Raw genomic sequence first — 23,990 nt, 5'->3', positions numbered from 1 at the left:
AAAATAAAAAAACGCCCCGAAAATCGGAGCGTTTTTTGAATTTATTTGAAATGTAATTATTTAATAACTACAACCTCAGTTCTTCTGTTTTGTGCTCTTCCGGCAGCTGTTTTGTTATCAGCAACAGGTCTTGATGGACCATAACCTTCAGATTCTAATCTAGAAGCTTCTACACCGTTAGCAATTAAATAATCTTTAACAGCTGCAGCTCTTTCTTTTGATAATCTTTCGTTAGTAGCTAATCTACCTGTGCTATCAGTGTGACCTTCTATTCTAAATCTTGCATTAGGATATTGATTCATTACATTTTTGATAGCGGCTAAAGTTTCAAAAGAACCAGATTTAATAGTTGATTTACCTGTGTCAAACAAAATTGATTTAGCAAATTCGTTTAATTTTTTCACAGCTTCTTCAGTAACTTCAGGACAACCGTTGTTAGCAACCGTACCTTTTACATCCGGACATTTATCGTCTTTATCAAGAACTCCGTCACCATCTCTATCTGGCCATGGACATCCGTTGTTTTCTTTTGGCCCTTTTTCGTTAGGACATTTGTCATCTTTATCAGCAATTCCATCACCGTCTGCATCTGGACATCCTTTTAATTCTTTTAATCCTTTTACTTCAGGACAAGCATCATCTTTATCAGCAATACCATCTCCATCTGTATCAGGACATCCTTGGAATTCAGCTAAACCAAATGTATCAGGACAAGCATCGTCTTTATCTTGGATTCCGTCACCATCTGTATCAGGACAACCATTGAATTGTTTTAAACCGAAAGTATCCGGACAAGCATCATCTTTGTCATAAATTCCATCACCGTCTGTATCTTTCCCTCCAAATTTGAAAGTAAGACCCGCAAAGTGTTGCATGTGAGAAGGCATAACCGTTCTGTCGTCTTCAAATGAATGCTTGTAAGTAGAACGTAAAGATAAACCTACAGTTTCAGAGAACCATATGTTTAAACCTAAACCTCCATTTACAGTACCGGCACTGTTATCTTCTAAGAAAGTATAACCTCCACCAATGTGTAAAGAAGGCTCTAACGTTTTGAAGAAAGTTCCAACACTGTAGTTGATGGCACCATCAATTCCATAATATAAAAACTCAGGATTTGTAACTACATATTCTCCACCAACTTTAGGGCTTACGAATTTTGTAATTTTGTTAAAAGATCCAGTAATTCCGAAAGAGAAATTATCTCCTACATACTTAGATACTGTTAAATAAGATACCGATGGAACAAAGCTCCAAAAATCATTGGCATTGAAATACTCAGAAAATTGATTTTCAATGCTTTGAGCAGCACTTACTCTTCCTCCGTCTAAAGCATTTGTACCAATGGTTAATGCCCAAGGATTGTTTTTATCCTGTGCTTGCGAGGCTAACCCGGCAAACATAAAGATAGCTACAACTAATTTGTTAAGATGTCTCATACTTGTTTTTGTTTTGATTACACTACATTGTTAATTGATTGCAAAAATAAGGCGTTTTCTAATAACTACAAAACTAAACCCTAAAAATTTAATAAGAATTGTAAGCCAAATTAAATGACTTTCAATGATTTTCCTACTTCAGTAAACGCTTTAATAGCTTTGTCTAAATGTTCTTGCGTATGGGCAGCAGATAACTGAACCCTAATTCTTGCCTTGCCTTTTGGAACCACTGGAAAGAAAAATCCAATTACATAAATCCCTTTTTTCAACAACTCATCTGCCATGACTTGAGACAACTTGGCATCATACAACATAACCGGAACAATAGCAGAATCACCCTCAATAATATCAAAACCTGCAGCTTTCATTCCGTTTTTGAAATAATTGGTATTCCATTCTAATTGGTCTCTCAGTTTGGTGTCTTTTTCCAACAATTCGAATACTTTCAGAGAAGCACCAACGATAGAGGGAGCTAATGAATTGGAAAACAAATACGGTCTGGAACGTTGTCTTAAAATTTCGATAATTTCTTTTTTAGCTGTTGTATAACCTCCCATAGCCCCGCCCAAAGCTTTTCCTAAGGTGCCGGTTATAATGTCAACACGTCCCATTACGCCTTTAGCCTCCAAGGTCCCTTTACCGGTTGCTCCGATAAATCCGGCAGCATGGCATTCGTCTACCATTACTAAAGCATCATATTTGTCGGCCAAATCGCATATTTTATCCAAAGGTGCTACTAGACCGTCCATTGAAAAAACACCATCTGTTACAATTAGTTTAAACCGTCGCCCTTCTTGATTGGCTTTGATAAGTTGTTGTTCTAAATCGGCCATATTATTGTTTTCATAACGATAACGAGCTGCTTTACATAAACGAACTCCATCTATAATTGAAGCATGATTTAAACTATCTGAAATAATCGCATCTTCTTCCCCCAAAAGCGGCTCAAAAACACCTCCATTTGCATCAAATGCTGCCGCATATAAAATAGTGTCTTCGGTACCATAAAACTGAGCTATTTTTTGTTCTAATTCCTTATGAATATCTTGAGTCCCACAAATAAAACGCACAGAAGACATTCCGAAGCCATGAGAGTCCAATGCATTTTTGGCCGCTTGAACTACTTCGGGATGTGAGGAAAGACCTAAATAATTATTGGCACAAAAATTTAGCACCTTTTCCCCGGTGGCTATTTGAATTTCGGCACCTTGTGGAGTTGTAATAATCCTTTCTTTTTTAAACAAACCATTGTCTTGAATTGCTTGAAGTTCGTTTTGTAAATGTTGTTGAATTTTACCGTACATGTTTTGAATAATTTTTTACAAAGTTACTATTTCCAGATGATCACCAATGTAAACCAATACTTTTTTAACTACTGTATATCCCATCTCGTTTAACAAATTGGCGTAAGAATTTAATTGCTGTTGGTGTTTAGTTGTCTTTTCTCCTGTTTTGTAATCTAACAAGTAAACTTGATTTTTATTGTCTATAACAATCCTATCGGGTTTTAATTCAAATCCAGATGGGGACACAATAGACTGCTCATTTCGTACTTGTTTGTGGGTGCTAAAAAAAACTTCCAACTCCGGATGAAAACAAATTTCGTTTAGCAAATGAGTTATCGCATCCGATTGCGATACCGTAATCAAACCCTTTTCTATACCTTTTAAAACGGCTTTGGGTATATCGTTGTTGGTTTTTATATAAGAAGCCAATTCATGTATCAAATTCCCGTATGCTATAGCGTCTTGTTGTTTGGTACCCCACATCAAAGATTCTCGCTGGGCAATTTTTATGGCTTTGCTATTCAATTCTGTTTCGGTTTGAGCTATGGGTATTAAAACCCGTTTGTTGTTTTTGGGGACTGAAACTCTCTCCGGATTTCCCCAATCGTATTCAAAGACTTCGGGGTTGAATCGATCTTGATTTTCCAGAAAATTTATAAAAAAAGAAGACATGTTGTTTGCAGAAGCCTTTCCTTCTTTGTTTAAAATCATTCTTGAAATTACATACAACTGTTCTTCTGCACGAGTTAAAGCTACATAGAGTATATTCGTGTTGTCTAGTAATATTTCTTCATTTTTTTGTTCATAGAGGGCAGCCGCTTCTGCACCAAATGTTGAGACACTTTTGGATTGATTAATTAGAATTCTGGGTAACGGAATCAAATCTTGATTGGGTTTAACCCATAATAGTTCTTTGGGAGAAGAGCTGTAACTCTCCTCTGCAAAAGGAAATATAACCACCGGAAACTCCAATCCTTTGGATTTATGTATTGTCATAATTCGTATGGCGTTATTTCCTTCCGGTGAAGGAATACTGAAATTTTTACTTTGTTTATCCCAATACTGTAAAAAATCCGAAATACCGGATTGGTTTTTAACGTTTCGTTCCAAAACTCGATCCAAAAAATCTTGAAGGTAGGCATTGGAAAATTGGGGCTTTATAAATTCTTTTATAATGATTTCGACTACTTCATATAAACTTTTTTTTCGCAATGCAGAAAAAGAAAAATCAAACCCATAATTACGCAATCCATTTTCAAATGCCGTCTCGGTTTCCCAGTTCATTCCTTGAACAATAAAATCATGTTTTTCAAGGGTGTTTTGTTTTTTTTGAGATAAATAATAGAGAAAAGCAGCCTTAGCTTCTTTGTCGTTTCCGTTTTTGAGAAGACGTAAAGTGGTGATACAAAACATCACATCTGTAGAATTCTGAAGCAACAAAGATTCTGATGAAACAATAGGAATTCCATTCTCGGTTAAAAAAGCGGCAATTAAAGTCCCGGGCTCTTTTTTTCGGGTTAATACTACAATATCTTGGTAATCAAAATTTTGGTTTTTCAGCTTCTGAATCAATTGCAAAACGGCCTCCAAATAAAACTGACTTTTATCCAATACCTCTTCCGATTCGGAAGTGTTTGGCACAAAGGAAAGGTTGACATAACCTCCTTTTTTATCGTTTTCAAACTGACTGCTTTGGTTTTCATATAAATTTTTATAATCCGGATTGGTAAAATTTCCGGATAAAAATTTAAAAAACGCATTATTAAAAGCAATAATCTGAGAGTAGCTTCTCCAGTTGGTTTGCAAATGAAACAATTTTTTGTCCGGATTTACAAAAGGATTGTTGCATTGACTTAACGCAATAAATTGCTCTGCTTTTCCTCCCCTCCACCTGTAAATTGACTGTTTCGGATCGCCCACAATAAGTAAAGAACCACGTTCTTGATTTAGGTCTTCACTAGATAACGCATTGTCTATGAGTGGTATTAAATTTTCCCACTGTAATTCTGAAGTATCTTGAAATTCGTCTATAAAAAAGTGCTTATATCTTTCGCCCATGCGTTCATAAATAAAAGGTGAGGGCTGATTTTGAATTTCATTATGGATAATAGCATTAAATTCTGATATCGATACAATGTTTTGTTCCTCTTGAATTTTTGCCAGTTCTTGACTAACCCGATTGAGAAGCGAAAGCGGTACAATATTTTTTAAAAAAGCGGTAACCAAAAAATAGTTTCCTAAAGCTTTTTCCAATTCTTCTCCAATACGAATCAACTCCGGAGCCAATGAATCTAAAGCTTCTTGTTCGTTTTTTGGAGTAACTTTGGAATACCTCTTGCCCTCTTCTAAATAATCGAAATAAGTTTGTTTTAATTCCATCACCCCATTTGCCAGTTTAACTAGAATATTATAAACTATGGAACGGTAAAAAGATTTGGCATTTAAATGATTTGAATGTATAATTTGTAAGGTCTCTTGAGCCTTCTTTTGAATGGAATTTGAAAGAAACATACTCTGTTCTGTCAATTTTTTTTTGACTGTAACAAACTCTACAACGGTTGTTTCTTTAAAAAGATCCATCTCAGATCTGTTGTTTTCATTGGTAAGCAACTTGGACATTTCTTTGATATCGCGAGTAATATCCCAAGATCTATCCTCGTCTGTTTTTTCAAGAGAAAAATCAATTAAAACCTGAGTTAAAAAATCTTCTTCGCCCGCCATGGCAATCACGGCATCTGTTGCTTCTTGAAGTAAATTATCGGTTTCTAAGGAAACTTCAAAAGTAGACGGCAAGTTCAAATCGTGAGCAAAAGCACGTATGACTCGGTGGGTAAACTTATCAATAGTTGAAATATCAAATGAAGCATAATTATGAATGATATTTCGAATAATAATTTTTGATTTTTGTTTAATTCGCTCCGGAGTTAAGCTGGTTTCCTTGAGAATTTCAAGAAGAACATTCTGAGCTTTTGGGCTAGGCACCTCTTTTGCAAATTCAGAAAGGGTTTCTACAACTCTTGCTTTCATTTCTCCTACCGCTTTATTGGTAAAGGTAATCGCCAATATGTTTTTGTATGCATCATCACGGTCTGAAGTAAGAATAATTTTTAAATATTCTTTTACCAACGTAAAAGTTTTACCCGATCCGGCAGAGGCATCATATATGGAAAAAGCAGGCGTTTTCAAAGGCTATAATTTTTGACAATAGAACAATTAGCAAATAGAATTTCTTATTCCAAAGTTAATTCTTTAAATTTGATGCAACTATTGTCAAACATAAAAAATTATATTATGGCTTTCGAATTACCTAAATTACCTTATGCATACGATGCATTAGAACCACATATTGATGCTCGCACAATGGAAATTCACCATTCCAAACACCATGCGGCTTACACCACAAATTTAAATGCAGCAATTGCAGGTACAGACATGGAGGGGAAAACTATTGAAAACATCCTTATCAATCTAGACAAAACCAATGCCGCTGTTCGAAATAATGGCGGTGGATTTTACAACCACAATTTGTTTTGGAGCATCATGTCGCCTAATGGCGGTGGAGAACCTACCGGAGAATTGGCTGATGCTATTGAAAGAGATTTTGGAAGTTTTGCTGAATTTAAAGCCAAATTTGCCAAAGCAGGGGCAACGCAATTTGGATCAGGTTGGGCATTCTTATGTGTTCAACCGGGAGGTAAACTTGACATTTGTGGAACTCCAAATCAAGACAATCCGCTTATGCCGGGTGTAGGATGTGGCGGAACTCCGATATTGGGTATGGATGTTTGGGAACATGCTTATTATTTGCACTACCAAAATAGAAGACCCGACTACATTGAAGCTTTCTTTAATGTTATCAATTGGTCTGAAGTTTCCAGACGTTATGCAACTGATAAATAATTTTAGTTTATTTAAAACAAAAAGCGGTGATAGTTTAAACTATCACCGCTTTTTTTAAATAAAAAGGTGGAATTGCTTCCACCCTTTTGCCCCAAATCTACCATAAACTTAACCGTGCGTACTATGGTAAATACAAATATACAACGTAATACCGAGCCTTAATAGTATAAAGCCTTTATAATTTTAACATTTAGCAATCTGAGTGTGTAATGAAGGATTTTGTGGGTTATTGAAGCAAATTGAAAAGGGAATAAAATAAAAAAGGTGGAATTACTTCCACCCTTTTTGCCCCAAATCTACCATAAACTTAACCTACTAATGCTATGGTGATTCAAATGTATAGCAAGAAGTAGAGTAGACCAAATATTTTAGATGAAATGCAACAAAAGTCGTTAAATAGCAAATTTACCTGATTAGTAAGCTCTTGCGTCTTTTCCTTCGTAAAAATTCATGAATGCTCTATTTACAACTCGATTCCCTCCGGGAGTTGGATAATCTCCTGTAAAATACCAATCTCCCAAATTTTCAGGACAGGCTTTATGTAAATTGGCAACCGATTGAAAAATAATTTTTATCTCTGCTTTTATATCTGATGAACTCAACATTTGAGCAATCTTATCAGATATTTGTTCATCGCTGAAAGGAGCATAAATTTCTTTCACATGATTCACAATTTCTTGGTCTTTCAAATGTTCTTGCAATTTACACTTTTGATAAACTTGTTCTACAAGGTGGTATTGGTTGTGTTCTTTTAACAACTCAAGCACTGCACGAAAAGCTACCAAGCCTTCAAGCTTTGCCATATCAATTCCATAACAATCCGGATATCGAATTTGAGGAGCCGAAGAAACAATTACTATTCGTTTCGGATTTAATCGGTCCATCATTCGAATGATACTTTTCTTTAAGGTAGTTCCTCTTACTATGCTATCGTCAATTATAACCAAATTATCCTCCGGTTTTATCACGCCGTAAGTTACATCATATACGTGGGCTACCAAATCGTCTCTACTACTATCTTCGGTGATAAATGTTCGAAGTTTGGCATCTTTAATTGCTACTTTTTCGGTTCGTATTTTTACCGAAAGAATTTCTTCTAACTTTTCTTTGGTTAACGTTTTGCGATTGTCAAGTATGTATTTATTTTTTCGTTGATTTAAAAAATCATTGGCGGCTTCAACCATTCCGTAAAAGGAAGTCTCAGCTGTATTGGGAATATAAGAAAAAACGGTGTTGTCTGTATCGCTTTCTATAGCTTTTAAAACCGCCGGAAGAATTAATTTCCCCAACATTTTTCTTTCACGATAAATTTCGGCATCACTACCTCTTGAAAAATAAATTCGTTCAAAAGAACAAGCCTTTTTTTCCAATGGTTCGAGAATTTGTTCCAATGAAAAACTGCCGTTTTTCTTAACAATCAGGGCCTTGCCCGGATCTAATTCTAGTACCCGCTCAAAAGGCACATTAAAAACGGTTTGGATTACGGGTCTTTCTGAGGCTACTACCACAATCTCATCATCTTCATAATAAAACGCTGGTCTTATCCCGGCAGGATCTCTAAAAACAAAAGCATCTCCGTGACCTAAAAGTCCAGCCATGGCAAATCCTCCGTCCCAATTTTTTGATGCTTTTTTCAAAATCTTGGCTATGTCGAGTTTTTCGGCTATCACAGGCGAAGCTTCTCGTTTAGACAAACCGTTATTTTTACATTCTTGATACAAATCGGTTACCTCATCGTCCAAAAAATGACCAATTTTCTCCATAACAGTAACAGTATCTGCCAATTCTTTGGGATGCTGACCCAATTCGACTAAATTGTCAAACAGTTCTTTTACATTGGTCATATTGAAATTCCCGGCTACAATCAAATTGCGATGCATCCAATTATTTTGTCTCAAAAAAGGATGTACACTTTCTATGCTGTTTTTACCAAAGGTACCGTATCGAACATGTCCCAAAAACAATTCGCCTATGTAGGGAATGTTTTCTTTTTGCCAATTTACATCATTCTGATATTCGGGATGAAGCATTAATTCTTCATTGATTCGCTCATTTATTTGAGCGAAAATATCTTGAATGGGTTGCGATTTATTAGAGCGAACTCTACTAATATATCGTTGCCCAGGTGCAACATCAAACTTGATACTTGCTAAACCGGCACCATCTTGACCTCTGTTGTGTTGCTTTTCCATGAGCAAATACATTTTTTGTATGCCATAAAAAGCGGTTCCGTATTTTTCTTTGTAAAAAGTTAAAGGTTTCTTTAATCGTAAAAGGGCAATGCCACATTCGTGCTTTAAGTTGTCACTCATTGTTGTTGTGTAGTTGTGTTGTTAATTAAACCGCAAATTCGCGAATTTTATTTGACTGAAAAATGGACAAATTTGTGGTGTTTTTTAATAAAAAATGCCCCGAAATTTCGAGGCACACTTTTTTATTCTAATTCGATATCAAATTGAGTCAAGGCTCTAAATTGTTTCAAACGGCTGTATACTTCTTCTTTTTGGAGATCAATCATGCGTTCGGTTCCAAATTTTTCAACGCAAAACGAAGCTAAGTTTGAACCATAAATAATAGCGTTCTTCATATTGCCAAAAGAGATGTTCTCACTTTGAGCAATAAATCCCGAAAATCCTCCGGCAAAGGTATCTCCGGCTCCGGTAGGATCAAAAACATCTTCAAGGGGAAGTGCCGGAGCAAAGAAAATTTCTTTACCATGGAACAACAAAGCACCATGTTCTCCTTTTTTAATCACAACGTATTTGGGACCCATGGTATGAATTTTGGCAGCTGCTTTTACCAGAGAATATTCACCTGATAATTGACGAGCTTCTTCATCGTTAATGGTAATTACATCGACGCGTTTCATAACTTCATGCAATTCATTTAAGGCACAATCCATCCAAAAATTCATCGTGTCTAAAACTACCAATTTGGGCTTTACTTTCATTTGATCCAATACACTAATTTGAACCATTGGATGTAAATTACCTAGCATCACTACCTCGGCATCTCTATATTCTAAAGGTACTTTAGGTTGGAAATCGGCCAATACATTTAATTGGGTTTCCAAAGTGTCTCTTGAATTTAAATCGTTGTGGTAACGACCGCTCCAGAAGAAAGTTTTACCTCCCGGAACAATTTCTATCCCACTAATATCTATATTTCTCTCGGTTAACAAATCCAAGTAGGCTTGAGGAAAATCTTCTCCAACCACAGAAACTATGGCCGATTTTACATCAAAAAAAGAAGCCGAAAGTCCAATAAAAGTTGCCGCTCCACCTAAAATTTTATCTGTTTTTCCGAAAGGCGTTTCGATGGCATCAAAAGCAACCGTTCCAACGATTAAAAGTTTGTTCATGATTTATTGCTTGAAATAAGTTGCAAAGATACTTCATTAGTTTGAAGTTTGAAAATTTATACGTTGAGAAGATTATATTAAAAAAACCATTTAAAAATTATGATTCCCGGAAAGGCCAACTATCTTAATAAATCCTAGAATCTCCAATTTATTATCAAAACCATTTGGTTTTTTTATTTTTGTGATTAACAACTTGTAACAATTAAAGACTCAAACAGTCTAACTCAAAAAACTCAAACTATGATTTTAACCACAACCAATTCTATTGAAGATTATAAAATTGCAGAATACAGAGGTATCGTTTCCGGTACGGCTGTAAATGTTCAAAAGATGAAAATGACTTTTAATCTGCAAAAATATTATGCTGCCATAAGCGAAAGTGTAAGTGAAGTAAAAGAGCAAGCCTTTGAGCAACTTAAGGCCAATGCTGAAAAATTAAACGCTAATGCGGTTGTTGGGGTAAATGTAGACATTGAACTCACCACAAGTAATTATGTTGTAGTTACCATAACCGGAACTGCCGTTAGTGTTATTAAAAGGTAATTCCCGGGCTTTTGAGGGGAAATTTCAATTTGCTTTTTTAAAACAACTTCCCTTCTTCTTTTTCATAATACGAATCTACCGATAAAACAGGTAAGTTTGATGCATAGACTGCCAATGCATCACAACGTTCGTTTTGAGGATGACAGTTATGGCCTTTCACCCATTTGAAATCAACTTTGTGTTGGCGATATACTTTGAGAAAACGCATCCATAAATCGGGATTTTTCTTTCCGGTAAATGCTTTTTTTTCCCATTGAAAAACCCACCTTTTCTCTACAGCGTCTACCACGTATTTGGAATCTGAGGTTACCAATACTGACGTGTTTGGATTTTTAATTTTTTCCAGCCCAACTATTACGGCCAATAACTCCATACGGTTGTTAGTAGTATATCGAAAACCCTCATAAAATTCTTTTTTATAAGGAGTCCCCACTAATTCCATCACCACACCATAACCTCCTGGACCCGGGTTCCCTTTGGCTGCTCCGTCTGTGTAAATGTGAATTTGGTGATTCATTAGGTTGCGGGTTAAAATTTGGATAATTAATTAGTGTAAACCGTATAAATAAGTTAATCAAGCTGGATAGTGTTTATTAATTCATTAAAGAAAACTTCATTATTTTCTTTATTAAACTCTTCAATAAAATTTATAGAAATATAATAGCCGTTTTTTAAGACATAATAACTTTTACTAACAATACTTTTTTCTTTGCCGTTGTGAATTAATACAAATTTGACAGAAAAAGATACAACCTTTTTACCTGATAAAGTAATTACTTCAGGTTTTATTTGATATTCAAAATTCTTCAATGTCTTACGAACTTCGTTATTTGAAGCTTCAATAAATTTTAAAAACTCAGCAATTGATTTTGAACTTGTATTTCTTGTTCTAATTTTAATGGTTGGAATAATTCCGTTAAATTTTGAAGGATTGTATTTGTAATAGGTAACTAATTCATTTGCAGAATTATTTGAGGAAAGCAAATTTATTTTTTGTTCTTCTGTAAAATCATAATTGTTTAAATTATCTAAAATTTCACTATTTTTCATTTCCAACCAATCCTGAGGAACCTTTATCGAAATACCGATTCCTTTTACTTCAAACCTTTCTTGAGCATGTAATGATACTACAGAAAAATAAAAAAATAAAAAAATTCTCATTACAATAAGATTTTGGAAATCACTTCCGGAAAACATTCATGTTCCAATTCTTGGATTTTTTGGGCCACATCTTCAACGGTTTTACAATGGGCAATAGAAACAGATTTCTGAAAGATAATCCCACCCTCATCATAATGTTCATTCACATAATGAATGGTAATACCGGTTTCGGTTTCGTTGTTTTTTAAAACCGCTTCATGCACATGGTTTCCATACATTCCTTTACCACCATATTTAGGCAACAATGCCGGATGAATATTGATTACTTTATTGGGATATGCCTGAATTAAGACTTTAGGAAACATCCATAAAAACCCCGCTAAAACAATCAAATCGGTTTCAAACTTTTGCAATTGTTGCCATACAAAAGTCCCACTCAGTTCTTCTTTGGTAAAAACTACAGTAGGCACATTCCACTGTTTAGCCTTTTCCAAAACCAAGGCATTTGGATTGTTACAAAATACAGCTGCCACTCTCTTGGAGTCGTTTTTTGAAAAGAAACGAATAATATTTTCGGCATTTGAACCCGTTCCTGAGGCAAAAATCACAATATTCTTCATTTGATACCGGAAAATTTATCAAGCAAAAAAACGAATAAAATATCAGAATTTATAAGGTTTTTGACAATAATGTGAAATTATTTTTTTAAATTCGTGTTCACATTTATTAACTAAAATGTTGTTTTAAAATAAAGTTTTTTATTTTTGCCAACAATTAAACTAAAATTTAAAAGATTATGTCAGACATTGCATCAAGAGTAAAAGCGATTATCGTAGACAAATTAGGAGTTGACGAAAACGAAGTTGTAACAGAGGCAAGCTTCACTAACGATTTAGGAGCTGATTCATTAGACACTGTTGAGCTAATTATGGAATTCGAAAAAGAATTTGATATTCAAATTCCGGACGATCAAGCTGAGAACATTGCTACAGTAGGCCAAGCGATTTCTTACATTGAAGAAGCTAAAAAATAATAACTCTATACACCCGGTTGGATTATTCTTCCCGGGTGTTGTTATTTAAAATTTAATTTATTGATTGTTAACCAATCTCTCATTATAGTACACATTTTTACCCCCTGATTTTTTCATCTCTAAAAATTCGAGGGTTTTTTTGTTTATATTAGTACCCATAAAATCATTACAAATGGAGTTAAAAAGAGTTGTTGTTACCGGATTAGGTGCTTTAACACCCATAGGAAATACTATTCAAGAATATTGGGATGGTCTTATTAATGGCCGGAGTGGTGCTGCTCCCATTACCTATTACGATACTGAAAAACACAAGACTAAGTTTGCTTGTGAAATCAAGAATTTCAATATAGAAGACTTTATCGACCGTAAAGAAGTGCGTCGTTTAGATAAATTTGCCCAATATGCCATAGTGGCTAGTGATGAAGCCATCAAAGATGCCGGTATTACTTTAGATAATGTAAACAAATACCGCGTAGGTGTAATTTGGGGAGCCGGTATTGGAGGCTTACAAACCTTTCAAGACGAAGTTTTAAATTATGCTGCCGGAGACGGAACCCCGCGTTTCAATCCGTTTTTTATACCTAAAATGATTGCCGATATTGCTCCCGGACATATTTCAATGCGAAATGGTTACATGGGGCCTAACTATACTACCGTTTCTGCATGTGCCTCATCTGCAAATGCCTTGGTAGATGCCTTCAATTACATTCGTCTGGGAATGTGTGATGTGATTGTATCCGGAGGTTCAGAAGCTGCCGTTACTATTGCCGGAATGGGCGGATTTAACTCTATGCAAGCTTTGTCCACTCGAAATGAAAGTCCCGAAACGGCTTCAAGACCCTTTGATGCAACCCGAGACGGATTTGTATTAGGTGAAGGTGCCGGTGCATTGGTATTAGAAGAATACGAACACGCAAAAGCTCGTGGTGCAAAAATATACTGCGAAATTGGAGGTGGTGGTTTATCTTCAGATGCATACCATTTAACCGCTCCTCATCCAGAAGGAATTGGCGTTATTGCCGTAATGGAAAACTGTTTGCGTGATGCCGGTTTAAAACCGGAAGATGTAGATCACATCAACACTCATGGAACCTCTACTCCACTTGGAGACGTTGCCGAATTGAAAGCGATTAGTGCTGTATTTGGAGAGCATGCTAAAAACATCAATATCAACTCTACCAAATCGATGACCGGACACCTCTTAGGGGCGGCAGGTGCTGTTGAAGCAATTGCTTCTATATTGGCTATAAAATATGGAATTGTACCCCCAACTATAAACCACAGCGTAGTAGATGAAAATATCAATCCGGAATTAAACCTAACCCTTAACAAAGCTCAAAAAAGAGAAATTAAAGTGGCTATGAGTAATACTTTCGGTTTTGGAGGTCACAACGCTTGTGTTTTATTTAAAAAAGTTGATGCGTAATACTTAATGAACGTTTTTAAAAAAATATTTACCCATTCCCGTCCTCAAGAAGGCGGGATTTTTTTTGATAAAATTCATAAAATACTGGGGTTTAAACCCGTAAACATCGATTTTTATCACAAAGCCTTCACCCATCGTTCGTCTAATAAACAAGATGCAAAAGGGAATCCTGTAAACTATGAAAGACTAGAGTTTTTGGGGGATGCCATGTTGAGTTCAGTAATCGCTGCCCATTTGTTCAATGTAGTTCCAAGTGGAGACGAGGGTTATCTCACCAAAATGCGTTCAAAAATTGTGAGTCGAGAACACTTGAATGAACTCGGTAGAGACTTAAATCTTGTAGAGTTTGTAGATAGCAAAGTGCCCTTGCAAAATTTTGGAGACAACATTCATGGTAATGTTTTTGAAGCCTTAATTGGTGCCATTTTCTTAGACAAAGGCTATATTTACTGTGAAAAATTTATTCACAAAAGAGTGATAGAGCCTTATGTAGATATCGCAAAATTGGAGGGAAAAGTAATTAGTTATAAAAGTTTGGTTATAGAATGGTGTCAAAAGGAAAAGAAAACCTTTCATTACGAAACTTATGATGACAATTCCATTACCGGTCAACGCTTTTTTGGAGTTAAACTTCGCATTGATGATAAAATAGTGGCCAAAGCCAGAGCAACTTCAAAGAAAAAAGCAGAAGAAATAGCTTCAAAAAGAGCTTTTTATGCATTTCAAGAAAAAATGGACCAAAAAAAATAAAAATCTCAAAAAACTATATCGTTTTCGTTCATAAATTATCGTTAAGTTGAAATTCTACCTGTGTTTTCTGACTTATAAATACTATATTTACATCTTGTTTGGATATCAAATATGGCTGTTCACAAGTTTATTCTTGACGATTTTGAAGAAGCCGATTACCAGTTAATCGCCATACATACGAACTTGGAATTGTTTCGTATAGCGTTTTTATTAAACCGAGAGCTCCCAATATTGTTGAGTAAAAATCAAAAAAAAGTAATTCTCAACCATCCACTTCAAAAACTTGAATTTAGTCTCTATCGCTATGATGACGAAAAAAAAGAACAGTTTTGGAGTTTGATACCCAACAAAGAAGAAGTGCTGCTTAAATCAAATAAGAAATCACGAAATTTATTTGAAACAGAAGAAAATCAAAGTCAAACCTTTTATTTTCTACCGGAATTAAAAAAAGTAGACTACTTTTTAAAAATGGAAGGCGATTTTGAAAAAACAGACAATGCAAAACTTCTTTCATCTATAAACAGAATTGAACAAGTAACCACAGCTTATTGGGTTGCTGAAAATCTAATAAAATCTAAAAATAATTTAATTTTTTAAACACAAATGCCAACAAACAAGAAAACTAAAATTGTTGCCACATTAGGTCCGGCCTGTAGCACAAAAGAAGTAATCAAAGATATGATTGATGCAGGAGTTAATGTCTTTCGCATTAACTTTTCTCATGCCGATTACGCCGATGTTAGTGAACGCATTGAAATCATCAGAGGCTTAAACGATGAGTTTGGATATACAACTGCTATTTTAGCCGATTTACAAGGTCCAAAACTTCGAGTTGGAGTAATGAAAGAAGATGTAGTGGTTAACAAAGGTGATATCATTACTTTTCAAACGGCAGAAGATGTTCCGGGGACAGCCGATCGTGTTTACATGAATTACAAAGAATTTCCTAGTGATGTTAGACCCGGAGAAAAAATTCTTTTAGACGATGGAAAACTTATCTTTGAAGCTTTAGAAACCAATGGAACTACTGAAGTAAAATGCAAAGTTCTTCAAGGCGGACCTCTTAAGTCAAAAAAAGGTGTTAATTTACCTAACACCAAAGTTTCTTTACCTGCTTTAACCAAAAAAGATGTAAAAGATGCTCTTTTTGCAATTGAAAACAAAGTAGATTGGATTGCCTTGTCGTTTGTAAGAACTCCCAAAGATTTGGAAGAATTACAAGACATGATAGCCAAACATTCCGATCATAAAATTCCAATTGTAGCCAAAATTGAAAAACCGGAAGCGGTTGAAAATATTGATAAAATTGTTGCATTTTGTGATGGTTTGATGGTAGCTCGTGGCGATTTGGGTGTAGAAATCCCTGCTGAAGAAGTACCTTTAATTCAAAAAAAATTAATCCACAGAGCCAAAACGGCCCGAATTCCGGTAATTGTAGCTACCCAAATGATGGAAACCATGATTACCAGCTTAACACCAACTCGAGCAGAGGTAAACGACGTGGCCAACTCGGTAATGGACGGGGCAGATGCCGTGATGTTGTCTGGAGAAACTTCTGTGGGAAACTATCCTGTAGAAGTCATTCAAACGATGACTCGTATTATTCAATCTGTTGAAGATAGCCCATTAATTCAAGTACCTCACAATCCACCTCATGTGAGAACCAAACGATTTATAACCAAATCTATTTGCTTTCACGCAGCCGTTATGGCCAATGAAATTAAAGCGAAAGCTATTTCAACTTTAACCAATAGTGGTTATACCGCTTTTCAAATTTCGGCATGGAGACCCAGTGCTCATATTTTGGTATTTACCTCAAATAAACGCATATTAACTCAATTGAATTTACTTTGGGGTGTTCGCTCTTTTTATTATGATAAATTTGCCAGTACAGATGACACTGTAGAAGATGTTAACAAAATAGCCAAAGAAAAAGGATTTGTGGCTAAAGGTGATATGGTTATAAATTTAGCCGCTATGCCCATAGCAGAAAAAGGTATGGTAAATACCTTGCGTATTTCGGATATTTCTTAATTATGCTATATTTGTTTACTTAAAACCTAACAAAATGAATTCAAACAACCCCTTTTTTAAAAACAAAACCTTTGATAAGCCTCAAACTATTGAAATAGATGAGCAAGGGAACCAAACTTGGTCTGCATACAACGAAAGTATGAGTATAAACGGAACCGTAAACAAAAGTTTAATCTTGTTGTTAATCTTAGTTTGTTCGGCTGCTTTTACTTGGACAATGACAGCAAGTGGTTACAATCCATTGCCTTTTTTAATTGGTGGTGCTGTAGTTGGTTTAATTTTAGTTCTCGTTGCTACTTTCAAACCCCATCTTTCCGGCTATTTAGCTCCCGGTTATGCTTTTTTTGAAGGATTATTTATTGGTGCTTTATCTGTAGTTTTTGAATCGATGTATCCCGGAATTGTAATTCAAGCCGTTGGTGCTACATTTACTACTTTTTTGGTTTGTTTTCTGCTGTATAAATACAAAATTGTAACCGTTACCGAGAAATTTAAATCTGTTGTAATTGGGGCTACTATAACCATTGCTATCTATTATTTAATAACATGGTTGTTGAGTATGTTTACTAGTTTTCAACCTGTTCACTATGGCAACTCGCTAATGAGTATCGGAATAAGTGTGCTTGTAATTGTAGTAGCTGCTTTGAATTTATTTTTGGATTTTGACAGAATAGAAGAAGGTGTACAAAAACAACATCCTAAATTTATGGAATGGTATGGAGCAATGGGTCTAATGATAACTTTGGTGTGGCTTTATGTTGAGTTTCTGAGACTATTATCCAAAATATCAAGTAGAGACTAATATCTGCTGTTTTACTATAAAAAAAAGGAGTTCGCAAAATGAACTCCTTTTTTTATGCTGCTTTCTCAAAAGCAATAAAATTGGTAAGCTCACCCCACTTGTTAAACACAGGATAACCTTTAATATGACAGCGGTATAAGGAACCGTCTTTGCAATAATTGGTAATTACCTTATCAAAAGGTTGTTGTAATTGTATCGCTTGACTAATTTCGCTAGAGGTAATTGGACATGTAGCTTGACCTTGAAAAATTTTTGGTGATTTTCCCAAAACCTCTTCCGGACGATACCCGTTCATTCGCTCCATGTTTTGTGAAGCAAAAACAATTTTCAATTTCGGACAAGTTACCACCACAACTGTATCTGTAGTTAATTTAACTTTGACATCCGTATCTAATTTCCATTCTAAACTGGAAGATATTTGAGTTAGCTGTCTTTCATCAGAAAGCACTTTATTCAATTGACTCAAGAAATCAGAATAAAAATCCCAATTTACCAAAGGCATTGTTTTGAGTTTAGATTTGGAAAAATTTACACCCAAGCTGGAGTCATAGTGTTTAAATTCAAGCATTTGAAATAATTTAAGGCTCAAAATTAGAGTTTAATTTGAATTATAAACTAAAATTAGGTCAGTTTAACTTTTGTTGAAGCACCTTACCAAGTGAAAAAAATAAAACTAAAATTCAAACTTTAATTGAACCGCAACGGTTTTTTGGGTCTCTGAATTTAAATTACTTAAAGAAATGCCCAACAACCGAACCGAATCTTTTAGTTTTTCTTGATATAGCAACTCTTTAGCGGTTTCTAAAAGAATGGATTTATCTGCAACAAAATAGGGCAACGTTTTGCTTCGGGTTTGCAGTGTAAAGTCGGAATATTTTATCTTAAGAGTTACGGTTTTTCCAGCCAATTTATATTTGTTTAGCCTTTTATCTAACTCTTTTGCTATAGAAACCAAACGCTCTTCCATAAAAACCTCAGAAGATAAATTCTCTTCAAATGTTCGTTCAGCACCCACAGATTTTGATATCCTATAGGGTTTAACCGGACTATTATGAATTCCGCGAACGATGTAAAAATAATGTTTCCCACTTTTTCCAAAGTGTTCTTCTAAGAACTCCAAGCTCTTTTCTTTTAAATCTTTACCTGTATAAATCCCAAACTGATACATTCGCTCGGCAGTGACTTTGCCAATACCATAAAATTTTCGAATGTCTAAGGCTTCTAAAAAAGCAACCACCTCATCCGGGTTGACTGTTTTTTGTCCATTAGGTTTATTATAGTCTGAAGCTACTTTAGCTACAAATTTATTAATAGAAATGCCTGCAGAGGCAGTTAAACCTGTTTCCTCCAAAATTCTTTTTCTGATTTCTTGTGCCAAAAGTGACGCACTCGGGTTTCCTTTTTTATTTTGAGTAACATCCAAATAGGCTTCATCTAAAGAAAGAGGTTCAACCAAATCGGTATACTCATGAAAAATTTTTCTAATTTTTCGGGAAAGTTCTGTGTAACGTTCAAACCGGGGTTTTACAAATACTAAATCAGGACACAATTTTTTGGCCAAAACACCACTCATGGCACTTCGTACACCAAATTTGCGGGCTTCATAACTGGCTGCCGAAATCACACCTCGCACCTCACTTCCGCCTACTGCAAGGGGTTTTCCTTTTAAATGCGGAAAATCCAATTGCTCAACAGAAGCATAGAATGCATCCATGTCTATGTGAATGATTTTTCGGTAAGGAAGAACAGTATCCATATCACAAATTTATAGTATCTTTAGGTAAGATTTGAAACGAAAATGATAGAAATAGAACGAAAATTTTTAGTCCTTTCTGAGGCTTTCCAGAAAGAAGCTATAGGTAAAAACCGAATTGTACAAGGATATTTATCCTCACATCCTGAACGCACCGTAAGAGTTCGAATCAAAGGAAATAAAGGATTTATAACTGTAAAAGGGATTGGAAACAAAACCGGAATGAGCCGACTCGAGTGGGAAAAAGAAATTGATGTTTCTGAAATTGAAATGTTATTACCCTTGTGTGAGAAAGGCCTAATTGACAAAACAAGGTATGATGTAAAAATAGGAAAACACCTTTACGAAGTAGATGTTTTTGGAGGAGATAACGAAGGCTTAGTGATAGCCGAAATTGAATTAACCTCGGAAACGGAAGATTTTGAAAAACCCTCATGGTTAGGAGCAGAAGTTACCCAAGACGAGCGTTATTACAATGCCTATTTAAGCAATAACCCGTATAAAAATTGGAAAGATAAATAAACCCATAAACTTCCTTTTGGGATTAAGGCTGTTTTATTTCTTCAACTATTTCAATAGTTACTTTCATAGAACCGTACCCGTGGTGTCTGGCTATATCACGAAATGCCGCTTTTGATAAATCAATTTCGCGACCTTTGGTAAACGGGCCTCTATCGTTTACGGTTACCATGGTAGATTTTCCATTGGCTTCATTGGTTACTCTAACTTTGGTTCCAAAAGGCAATTTTTTGTGAGCGGCTGTATATTTTTTGTTGTCAAAAATAGCCCCACTTGCGGTTTTTCTTCCTGTAAATTTATCAGCATAATACGATGCGTGTGCTCCTTTTTTGTATAATTTAAAAATATATTTTCCTTCTATTTGAATACTGTCATTTTGAAGAGTTTGTCCAAAACCCATAGCTTTTGAAGCACCATCAAAAGAAGCTTTGGTTTGGAATTGTTGGGGCATAAAAGAGAAACTCCCACAAAAAAATAAGATAAGAATACCCGGGAAAAGGGCGTTGGATATGAATTTCATAATCTCAATTTTAAGGTTCGTTTCATTGTTACAAAAGTTATACCGAAAAAAAAACCACGGTATTTCGTGGTCCTTTTATCAAATTTATCCCAACCAAGAACTCCATGGAATTCGGCTGAGTATAAGGATCAAACCGGCTGCGTAGAAAAACAAGATTTTTCTAAACTTCAACTCGGGTAAGGCTTTCTTGTGTTTAGACCATCCTATTGTAATCAAAGCTATAGCTATAATATTTATCAACGGATGTTCCAGCATAGTTAAACGCAATTCTGGGTTTTTCATGGCTCCTTCCACTCCAAAGGCTTTAAATCCTTTTTGGGAAACAAAAAATACAGCCAAACCTAATAAAAGTTGAATGTGGGAAAAAATGAAAGCAAAAAGAGAAATTCGTAAATCTTTAGATTCAAAATTTCGCTTTGAAACATAACCCATTAAGGCATTTACAACAGCCAAAACAAGGATTAAAAGAGCTAAATAAGCCCACCACGAGTGCAATTTTTGTAGTAATTCGTACATGATTTAATTTATTAGAATAACAAATATAGTCAAAAAAAGAAAAAGAGACTCTGTCAATCGAGTTGAACGAGTCTCTTTTTTATGGGGTTTGAATAGTTGCTTAACTTCTATCTAAAAAATACTGTAATAAAAAGCGGGTTGAGCTATCGTGTTGGTTTACTTTTCGGGTATGAATTTCATCTAAAATAGAATTGGCAAGCTGTTTACCCAACTCTACTCCCCACTGGTCGTAACTAAAAATATTCCAAATTACTCCTTGAACGAAAATTTTATGCTCATACAACGCAATTAAAGCCCCTAAAGTCTCAGGTGTAAGCTGCTGAATTAATAAAGTATTGGTTGGTTTATTTCCATAAAACACTTTAAAAGGCAATAAATTTTGAGCTTTTTCACCGGATATTCCTTGTTTTTCAAATTCATTTAACACCTGTTCCGGAGATTTTCCGTTTAATAAGGCTTCGGTTTGAGCAAAGAAATTAGACATCAACTTTTGGTGGTGGTCTTTATCGCCATATAACGGTTGAACAAATCCAATAAAATCGGTAGGAATAAGTTTTGTTCCTTGGTGAATCAATTGAAAAAAGGCATGTTGCGAATTTGTTCCGGGTTCGCCCCAAATTAAAGTTCCGGTTTGATAACCCACCGGATTACCACTTCGATCAATGCTTTTTCCGTTACTTTCCATAATTCCTTGTTGCAAATACGGAGCTAATTTTTGTAAATATTGCGTGTAAGGAATTAGAGCCTCGCTTTCGGCTTCAAAGAAGTTATTGTACCAAATGCTTAACAGTGCTAATATAACCGGAATATTGTTTTCAAAAGGAGTCGTTTTGAAGTGCTCATCCATATCGTGAGCCCCGATAAGTAATTTTTCAAAATGATTGTACCCAACGGCTAAACTTATAGAAAGCCCTACAGCACTCCACAATGAAAAACGCCCTCCAACCCAATCCCACATGGGAAAAATATTTTCAGCATCTATTCCGAAAGCTGTTACTTTTTGAATATTTGTAGAAACCGCCACAAAATGTTTGGCTACTTGATCCGGAGTGGCCGAATTTAAAAACCAAGAACGAATGGTTTCGGCATTAGTTAAAGTTTCTTGTGTAGTAAATGTTTTGGAAACAATCACAAACAATGTGGTTTCGGGATTTACTTTTTTCAGAACTTCTTGTACGTGGTCTCCATCTACATTTGATACAAAATGCACTTTTAGGTGGTTGCTGTAAAATTGTAACGCTTCAACTACCATAGCCGGGCCTAAATCTGACCCTCCAATACCAATATTGACAATATCTGTAAATGGCTTACCGGTAAAACCAACACGTTGTCCGGAAATGATTTCGTCTGAGAAATTTTTAATTTTATTTTTTACAGCCACAATTTCGGGCATAATATTCTGTCCGTCAACTTTGATATCAAAATTAGATGGTGCTCTTAATGCGGTATGTAAAACCGCTCTTCCTTCGGTTTGATTAATCAAATCCCCACTAAAATATTTTGAAATTGCATCTTTTAAATCGACCTCATGAGCTAAATCCAGAAGTAAATCTTTGGTTTCTTGAGTTATTCTGTTTTTCGAATAATCTACCAAAAAATCATTCCATTTAACATGAAAGTTTTGAGCTCTTTTATTGTCTTTTTCAAAGAGTTCTTGCATGGTTACATCATGAATTGATTCAAAGTGCAATTTTAACTTTTCCCAAGCTTGTGTTTGTGTTGGATTGTTACTTTTTAGTGCCATTATTAGTCTTTGTTAAATCCGATTTAAAGGTTATTGCTGCTATACTGTCTAATTCTTTTTTTAATGGAGCTATTTGAGCCAAAAATCTAGGGCGATGCTTCTCACTCATGGGCTCTGTATTGGGTAGCTTTTGGGAAAGTGGATCCACTTGTACCCCATTTTTCCAAAAACGGTAACATACATGGGGACCCGTTGCCAAACCGGTACTTCCCACTTTTCCAATTACTTGCCCTTGCTCTACCCGTTGCCCGGTTTTTACTAAAATTTTAGACATATGTAAGTATTGAGTGGCGTAGGTGCTATTGTGTTTGACTTTTACATAATTTCCGTTACCCGCTGTAAAACCGGTTCGTTCAACAACACCGGAAGCCGTAGTTTTAATTGGAGTTCCATGAGCAGCGGCATAATCTGTACCCTTATGAGCTTTCCAAGTCATTTGAACCGGATGAAATCGTCTGGGTGAAAACTTAGATGATATGCGAAAATAGTCTAATGGAGCTTTTAAAAACATGGTTTTTAAGCCTTTTCCTTCTTCGTCATAATAATCTGTTTTCTTAGACAAAGTATCCATTTTAAAGGGAAATGCGTAAAAGGTTTTCTTCTTATGTTCAAAAAAAGAAGCTTCCATCTTTTCTACTCCGGCATAAATTGAATCATTTATATACTTTTCATAAAAAGTAACTGCAAATTTATCTCCTTTTTGAATTTTAAAGAAATCGATTGAATAGGCAAAAATCTCAGCCAGATTGTGAGCCAAAGAGGGGTCTACTTTAGCTTGAGCAAGAGTTTCTGATAAAGACCCGTTTATTTCTGAAGCAATCGTTCTTCGTTTTATGGTTATGGGTTTTTGCTTTTTATAGGCCACAATCGAATCTCTTAGATCTACCACATAATAATTGATATTGTCGGCTTCGTATACAAAAACCTGCAATTCATGTGGGTATTTTTTTGATTTTAACAACGTAAAAGGTCTACCGGCTCTTATGCTTTTCAGATTAAAAGAATCTTTAATTTTTTCGGTAATGTCGTGAGATTTGTGAACACCAGTGTAATGCTCTTCTAAAAGTTTTCCAAAAGTAGCTCCCGATTGAATTGTGTCGCGTTCTACTTTAAAATCGTTTAAGGTAAAGCCAAATTCAACCACAATAGGTTCTTCTATAACTTGACTTTGGGGTAATTTTTCTTCTTTCTTATCTGAACAAGAAAATAAACTTAATAGTATAAATTGGGCTATAAATAGATTTCTCAACGGTGGTATTCTTA

At 35.3% G+C, this 23,990-nt stretch carries 23 protein-coding genes; 9 read left to right on the top strand and 14 right to left on the bottom strand.

All coding sequences use genetic code 11. The annotated features are described in order from the left end of the window. Positions 1-56: 56 nt before the first annotated feature. The 3 genes from V7M80_RS03425 to V7M80_RS03415 form a co-directional block, all read right to left on the bottom strand. A complete protein-coding gene (locus V7M80_RS03425; protein ID WP_333694059.1) occupies positions 57-1,439 on the bottom strand; it encodes an OmpA family protein in 1,383 nt (460 codons plus the stop codon). Between the two features lie 110 nt (positions 1,440-1,549). Then, on the bottom strand, positions 1,550-2,743 hold the full coding sequence (kbl, locus tag V7M80_RS03420) for a glycine C-acetyltransferase (RefSeq protein ID WP_333694058.1): 1,194 nt from the start codon (positions 2,741-2,743) through the stop codon (positions 1,550-1,552). Positions 2,744-2,758: 15 nt separating this feature from the next. Continuing rightward, positions 2,759-5,911: a UvrD-helicase domain-containing protein gene (locus tag V7M80_RS03415; protein WP_333694057.1), complete on the bottom strand. Its 3,153-nt coding sequence runs from the start codon at positions 5,909-5,911 to the stop codon at positions 2,759-2,761. 105 nt (positions 5,912-6,016) lie between these two features. On the opposite strand from V7M80_RS03415, the gene V7M80_RS03410 reads away from it, so the two are divergent. After that, positions 6,017-6,625, top strand: coding sequence for a superoxide dismutase (locus V7M80_RS03410; protein ID WP_333694056.1), 609 nt, complete (start codon positions 6,017-6,019; stop codon positions 6,623-6,625). Positions 6,626-7,038: 413 nt separating this feature from the next. On the opposite strand, the gene V7M80_RS03405 is transcribed toward V7M80_RS03410, so the two are convergent. Then, positions 7,039-8,937 carry an amidophosphoribosyltransferase gene (locus tag V7M80_RS03405; protein WP_333694055.1) on the bottom strand — a complete coding sequence of 633 codons (1,899 nt, stop codon included), beginning with the start codon at positions 8,935-8,937 and terminating at the stop codon, positions 7,039-7,041. Positions 8,938-9,059: 122 nt separating this feature from the next. Next, a complete protein-coding gene (locus V7M80_RS03400) occupies positions 9,060-9,986 on the bottom strand; it encodes a PfkB family carbohydrate kinase (RefSeq protein ID WP_333694054.1) in 927 nt (308 codons plus the stop codon). Between the two features lie 240 nt (positions 9,987-10,226). On the opposite strand from V7M80_RS03400, the gene V7M80_RS03395 reads away from it, so the two are divergent. After that, positions 10,227-10,529 (top strand): YbjQ family protein, encoded by a 303-nt coding sequence (locus tag V7M80_RS03395; RefSeq protein ID WP_333694052.1) that lies wholly within the window; start codon positions 10,227-10,229, stop codon positions 10,527-10,529. 37 nt (positions 10,530-10,566) lie between these two features. Here V7M80_RS03395 and rnhA read toward each other — a convergent pair whose 3' ends face one another. The 3 genes from rnhA to purN are packed head-to-tail and all read right to left on the bottom strand — an operon-like array spanning position 10,567 to position 12,250. Further along, entirely contained in the window at positions 10,567-11,046 is a 480-nt protein-coding gene (gene rnhA / locus V7M80_RS03390) for a ribonuclease HI (protein WP_333694051.1), read from the bottom strand. Positions 11,047-11,099: 53 nt separating this feature from the next. Next, positions 11,100-11,690, bottom strand: coding sequence for a hypothetical protein (locus V7M80_RS03385; RefSeq protein WP_333694050.1), 591 nt, complete (start codon positions 11,688-11,690; stop codon positions 11,100-11,102). Continuing rightward, positions 11,690-12,250, bottom strand: coding sequence for a phosphoribosylglycinamide formyltransferase (gene purN, locus V7M80_RS03380; protein WP_333694049.1), 561 nt, complete (start codon positions 12,248-12,250; stop codon positions 11,690-11,692). The genes V7M80_RS03385 and purN overlap by 1 nt, the downstream gene beginning before the upstream one ends. A gap of 176 nt (positions 12,251-12,426) precedes the next feature. On the opposite strand from purN, the gene V7M80_RS03375 reads away from it, so the two are divergent. The 6 genes from V7M80_RS03375 (at position 12,427) to V7M80_RS03350 (ending at position 17,675) form a co-directional block, all read left to right on the top strand. Continuing rightward, positions 12,427-12,663 carry an acyl carrier protein gene (locus V7M80_RS03375; protein WP_007137004.1) on the top strand — a complete coding sequence of 79 codons (237 nt, stop codon included), beginning with the start codon at positions 12,427-12,429 and terminating at the stop codon, positions 12,661-12,663. Between the two features lie 172 nt (positions 12,664-12,835). Further along, positions 12,836-14,089 carry a beta-ketoacyl-ACP synthase II gene (gene fabF / locus V7M80_RS03370; RefSeq protein ID WP_333694048.1) on the top strand — a complete coding sequence of 418 codons (1,254 nt, stop codon included), beginning with the start codon at positions 12,836-12,838 and terminating at the stop codon, positions 14,087-14,089. A gap of 6 nt (positions 14,090-14,095) precedes the next feature. Beyond that, entirely contained in the window at positions 14,096-14,839 is a 744-nt protein-coding gene (gene rnc, locus V7M80_RS03365; protein WP_333694047.1) for a ribonuclease III, read from the top strand. Between the two features lie 111 nt (positions 14,840-14,950). Beyond that, a complete protein-coding gene (locus tag V7M80_RS03360; protein ID WP_333694045.1) occupies positions 14,951-15,436 on the top strand; it encodes an IPExxxVDY family protein in 486 nt (161 codons plus the stop codon). Positions 15,437-15,442: 6 nt separating this feature from the next. Further along, positions 15,443-16,873, top strand: coding sequence for a pyruvate kinase (gene pyk / locus V7M80_RS03355; protein WP_333694043.1), 1,431 nt, complete (start codon positions 15,443-15,445; stop codon positions 16,871-16,873). A 34-nt stretch (positions 16,874-16,907) separates the two neighbouring features. Continuing rightward, entirely contained in the window at positions 16,908-17,675 is a 768-nt protein-coding gene (locus V7M80_RS03350) for a Bax inhibitor-1/YccA family protein (protein WP_333694041.1), read from the top strand. Between the two features lie 52 nt (positions 17,676-17,727). Here V7M80_RS03350 and V7M80_RS03345 read toward each other — a convergent pair whose 3' ends face one another. Further along, positions 17,728-18,243 carry a PAS domain-containing protein gene (locus V7M80_RS03345; RefSeq protein WP_333694039.1) on the bottom strand — a complete coding sequence of 172 codons (516 nt, stop codon included), beginning with the start codon at positions 18,241-18,243 and terminating at the stop codon, positions 17,728-17,730. 105 nt (positions 18,244-18,348) lie between these two features. Next, positions 18,349-19,431 (bottom strand): DNA polymerase IV, encoded by a 1,083-nt coding sequence (gene dinB, locus V7M80_RS03340; RefSeq protein ID WP_333694037.1) that lies wholly within the window; start codon positions 19,429-19,431, stop codon positions 18,349-18,351. A gap of 42 nt (positions 19,432-19,473) precedes the next feature. Here dinB and V7M80_RS03335 point away from each other — a divergent pair, with 42 nt between their 5' ends. Beyond that, positions 19,474-19,950 (top strand): CYTH domain-containing protein, encoded by a 477-nt coding sequence (locus V7M80_RS03335; RefSeq protein ID WP_333694036.1) that lies wholly within the window; start codon positions 19,474-19,476, stop codon positions 19,948-19,950. A gap of 22 nt (positions 19,951-19,972) precedes the next feature. Here V7M80_RS03335 and V7M80_RS03330 read toward each other — a convergent pair whose 3' ends face one another. The 4 genes from V7M80_RS03330 to V7M80_RS03315 all read right to left on the bottom strand — a co-directional run bounded on the left by V7M80_RS03330 (position 19,973) and on the right by V7M80_RS03315 (position 23,976). Beyond that, positions 19,973-20,467, bottom strand: coding sequence for a septal ring lytic transglycosylase RlpA family protein (locus tag V7M80_RS03330; protein WP_333694035.1), 495 nt, complete (start codon positions 20,465-20,467; stop codon positions 19,973-19,975). An 84-nt stretch (positions 20,468-20,551) separates the two neighbouring features. Then, positions 20,552-20,983 (bottom strand): hypothetical protein, encoded by a 432-nt coding sequence (locus V7M80_RS03325; RefSeq protein ID WP_333694033.1) that lies wholly within the window; start codon positions 20,981-20,983, stop codon positions 20,552-20,554. Positions 20,984-21,083: 100 nt separating this feature from the next. Beyond that, positions 21,084-22,727 (bottom strand): glucose-6-phosphate isomerase, encoded by a 1,644-nt coding sequence (gene pgi, locus V7M80_RS03320; RefSeq protein ID WP_333694031.1) that lies wholly within the window; start codon positions 22,725-22,727, stop codon positions 21,084-21,086. Then, positions 22,711-23,976: a M23 family metallopeptidase gene (locus V7M80_RS03315; RefSeq protein ID WP_333694029.1), complete on the bottom strand. Its 1,266-nt coding sequence runs from the start codon at positions 23,974-23,976 to the stop codon at positions 22,711-22,713. Before V7M80_RS03315 ends, pgi begins: the two co-directional genes overlap by 17 nt. Between the last annotated feature and the right edge of the window lie 14 nt (positions 23,977-23,990).

Origin of the sequence: Flavobacterium sp. (assembly GCF_036759525.1) — a bacterium.
In the GTDB taxonomy this organism is placed as follows: domain Bacteria; phylum Bacteroidota; class Bacteroidia; order Flavobacteriales; family Flavobacteriaceae; genus Flavobacterium.
The sequence above is the reverse complement of the archived record's forward strand: the minus strand, read 5'-3'. Positions and strand labels throughout refer to the sequence as shown.

Bases quoted from the DNA above. Each gene is read 5' to 3' on its own strand.
- V7M80_RS03360 (WP_333694045.1), top strand. From the start codon at position 14,951: ATGGCTGTTCACAAGTTTATTCTTGACGATTTTGAAGAAGCCGATTAC.
- pgi (WP_333694031.1), bottom strand. From the start codon at position 22,727: ATGGCACTAAAAAGTAACAATCCAACACAAACACAAGCTTGGGAAAAG.
- kbl (WP_333694058.1), bottom strand. From the start codon at position 2,743: ATGTACGGTAAAATTCAACAACATTTACAAAACGAACTTCAAGCAATT.
- rnhA (WP_333694051.1), bottom strand. From the start codon at position 11,046: ATGAATCACCAAATTCACATTTACACAGACGGAGCAGCCAAAGGGAAC.
- V7M80_RS03350 (WP_333694041.1), top strand. From the start codon at position 16,908: ATGAATTCAAACAACCCCTTTTTTAAAAACAAAACCTTTGATAAGCCT.
- V7M80_RS03325 (WP_333694033.1), bottom strand. From the start codon at position 20,983: ATGTACGAATTACTACAAAAATTGCACTCGTGGTGGGCTTATTTAGCT.
- V7M80_RS03410 (WP_333694056.1), top strand. From the start codon at position 6,017: ATGGCTTTCGAATTACCTAAATTACCTTATGCATACGATGCATTAGAA.
- dinB (WP_333694037.1), bottom strand. From the start codon at position 19,431: ATGGATACTGTTCTTCCTTACCGAAAAATCATTCACATAGACATGGAT.
- rnc (WP_333694047.1), top strand. From the start codon at position 14,096: ATGAACGTTTTTAAAAAAATATTTACCCATTCCCGTCCTCAAGAAGGC.
- fabF (WP_333694048.1), top strand. From the start codon at position 12,836: ATGGAGTTAAAAAGAGTTGTTGTTACCGGATTAGGTGCTTTAACACCC.
- V7M80_RS03400 (WP_333694054.1), bottom strand. From the start codon at position 9,986: ATGAACAAACTTTTAATCGTTGGAACGGTTGCTTTTGATGCCATCGAA.
- V7M80_RS03375 (WP_007137004.1), top strand. From the start codon at position 12,427: ATGTCAGACATTGCATCAAGAGTAAAAGCGATTATCGTAGACAAATTA.
- V7M80_RS03405 (WP_333694055.1), bottom strand. From the start codon at position 8,937: ATGAGTGACAACTTAAAGCACGAATGTGGCATTGCCCTTTTACGATTA.
- pyk (WP_333694043.1), top strand. From the start codon at position 15,443: ATGCCAACAAACAAGAAAACTAAAATTGTTGCCACATTAGGTCCGGCC.
- V7M80_RS03330 (WP_333694035.1), bottom strand. From the start codon at position 20,467: ATGAAATTCATATCCAACGCCCTTTTCCCGGGTATTCTTATCTTATTT.
- V7M80_RS03345 (WP_333694039.1), bottom strand. From the start codon at position 18,243: ATGCTTGAATTTAAACACTATGACTCCAGCTTGGGTGTAAATTTTTCC.
- V7M80_RS03425 (WP_333694059.1), bottom strand. From the start codon at position 1,439: ATGAGACATCTTAACAAATTAGTTGTAGCTATCTTTATGTTTGCCGGG.
- purN (WP_333694049.1), bottom strand. From the start codon at position 12,250: ATGAAGAATATTGTGATTTTTGCCTCAGGAACGGGTTCAAATGCCGAA.
- V7M80_RS03335 (WP_333694036.1), top strand. From the start codon at position 19,474: ATGATAGAAATAGAACGAAAATTTTTAGTCCTTTCTGAGGCTTTCCAG.
- V7M80_RS03385 (WP_333694050.1), bottom strand. From the start codon at position 11,690: ATGAGAATTTTTTTATTTTTTTATTTTTCTGTAGTATCATTACATGCT.
- V7M80_RS03395 (WP_333694052.1), top strand. From the start codon at position 10,227: ATGATTTTAACCACAACCAATTCTATTGAAGATTATAAAATTGCAGAA.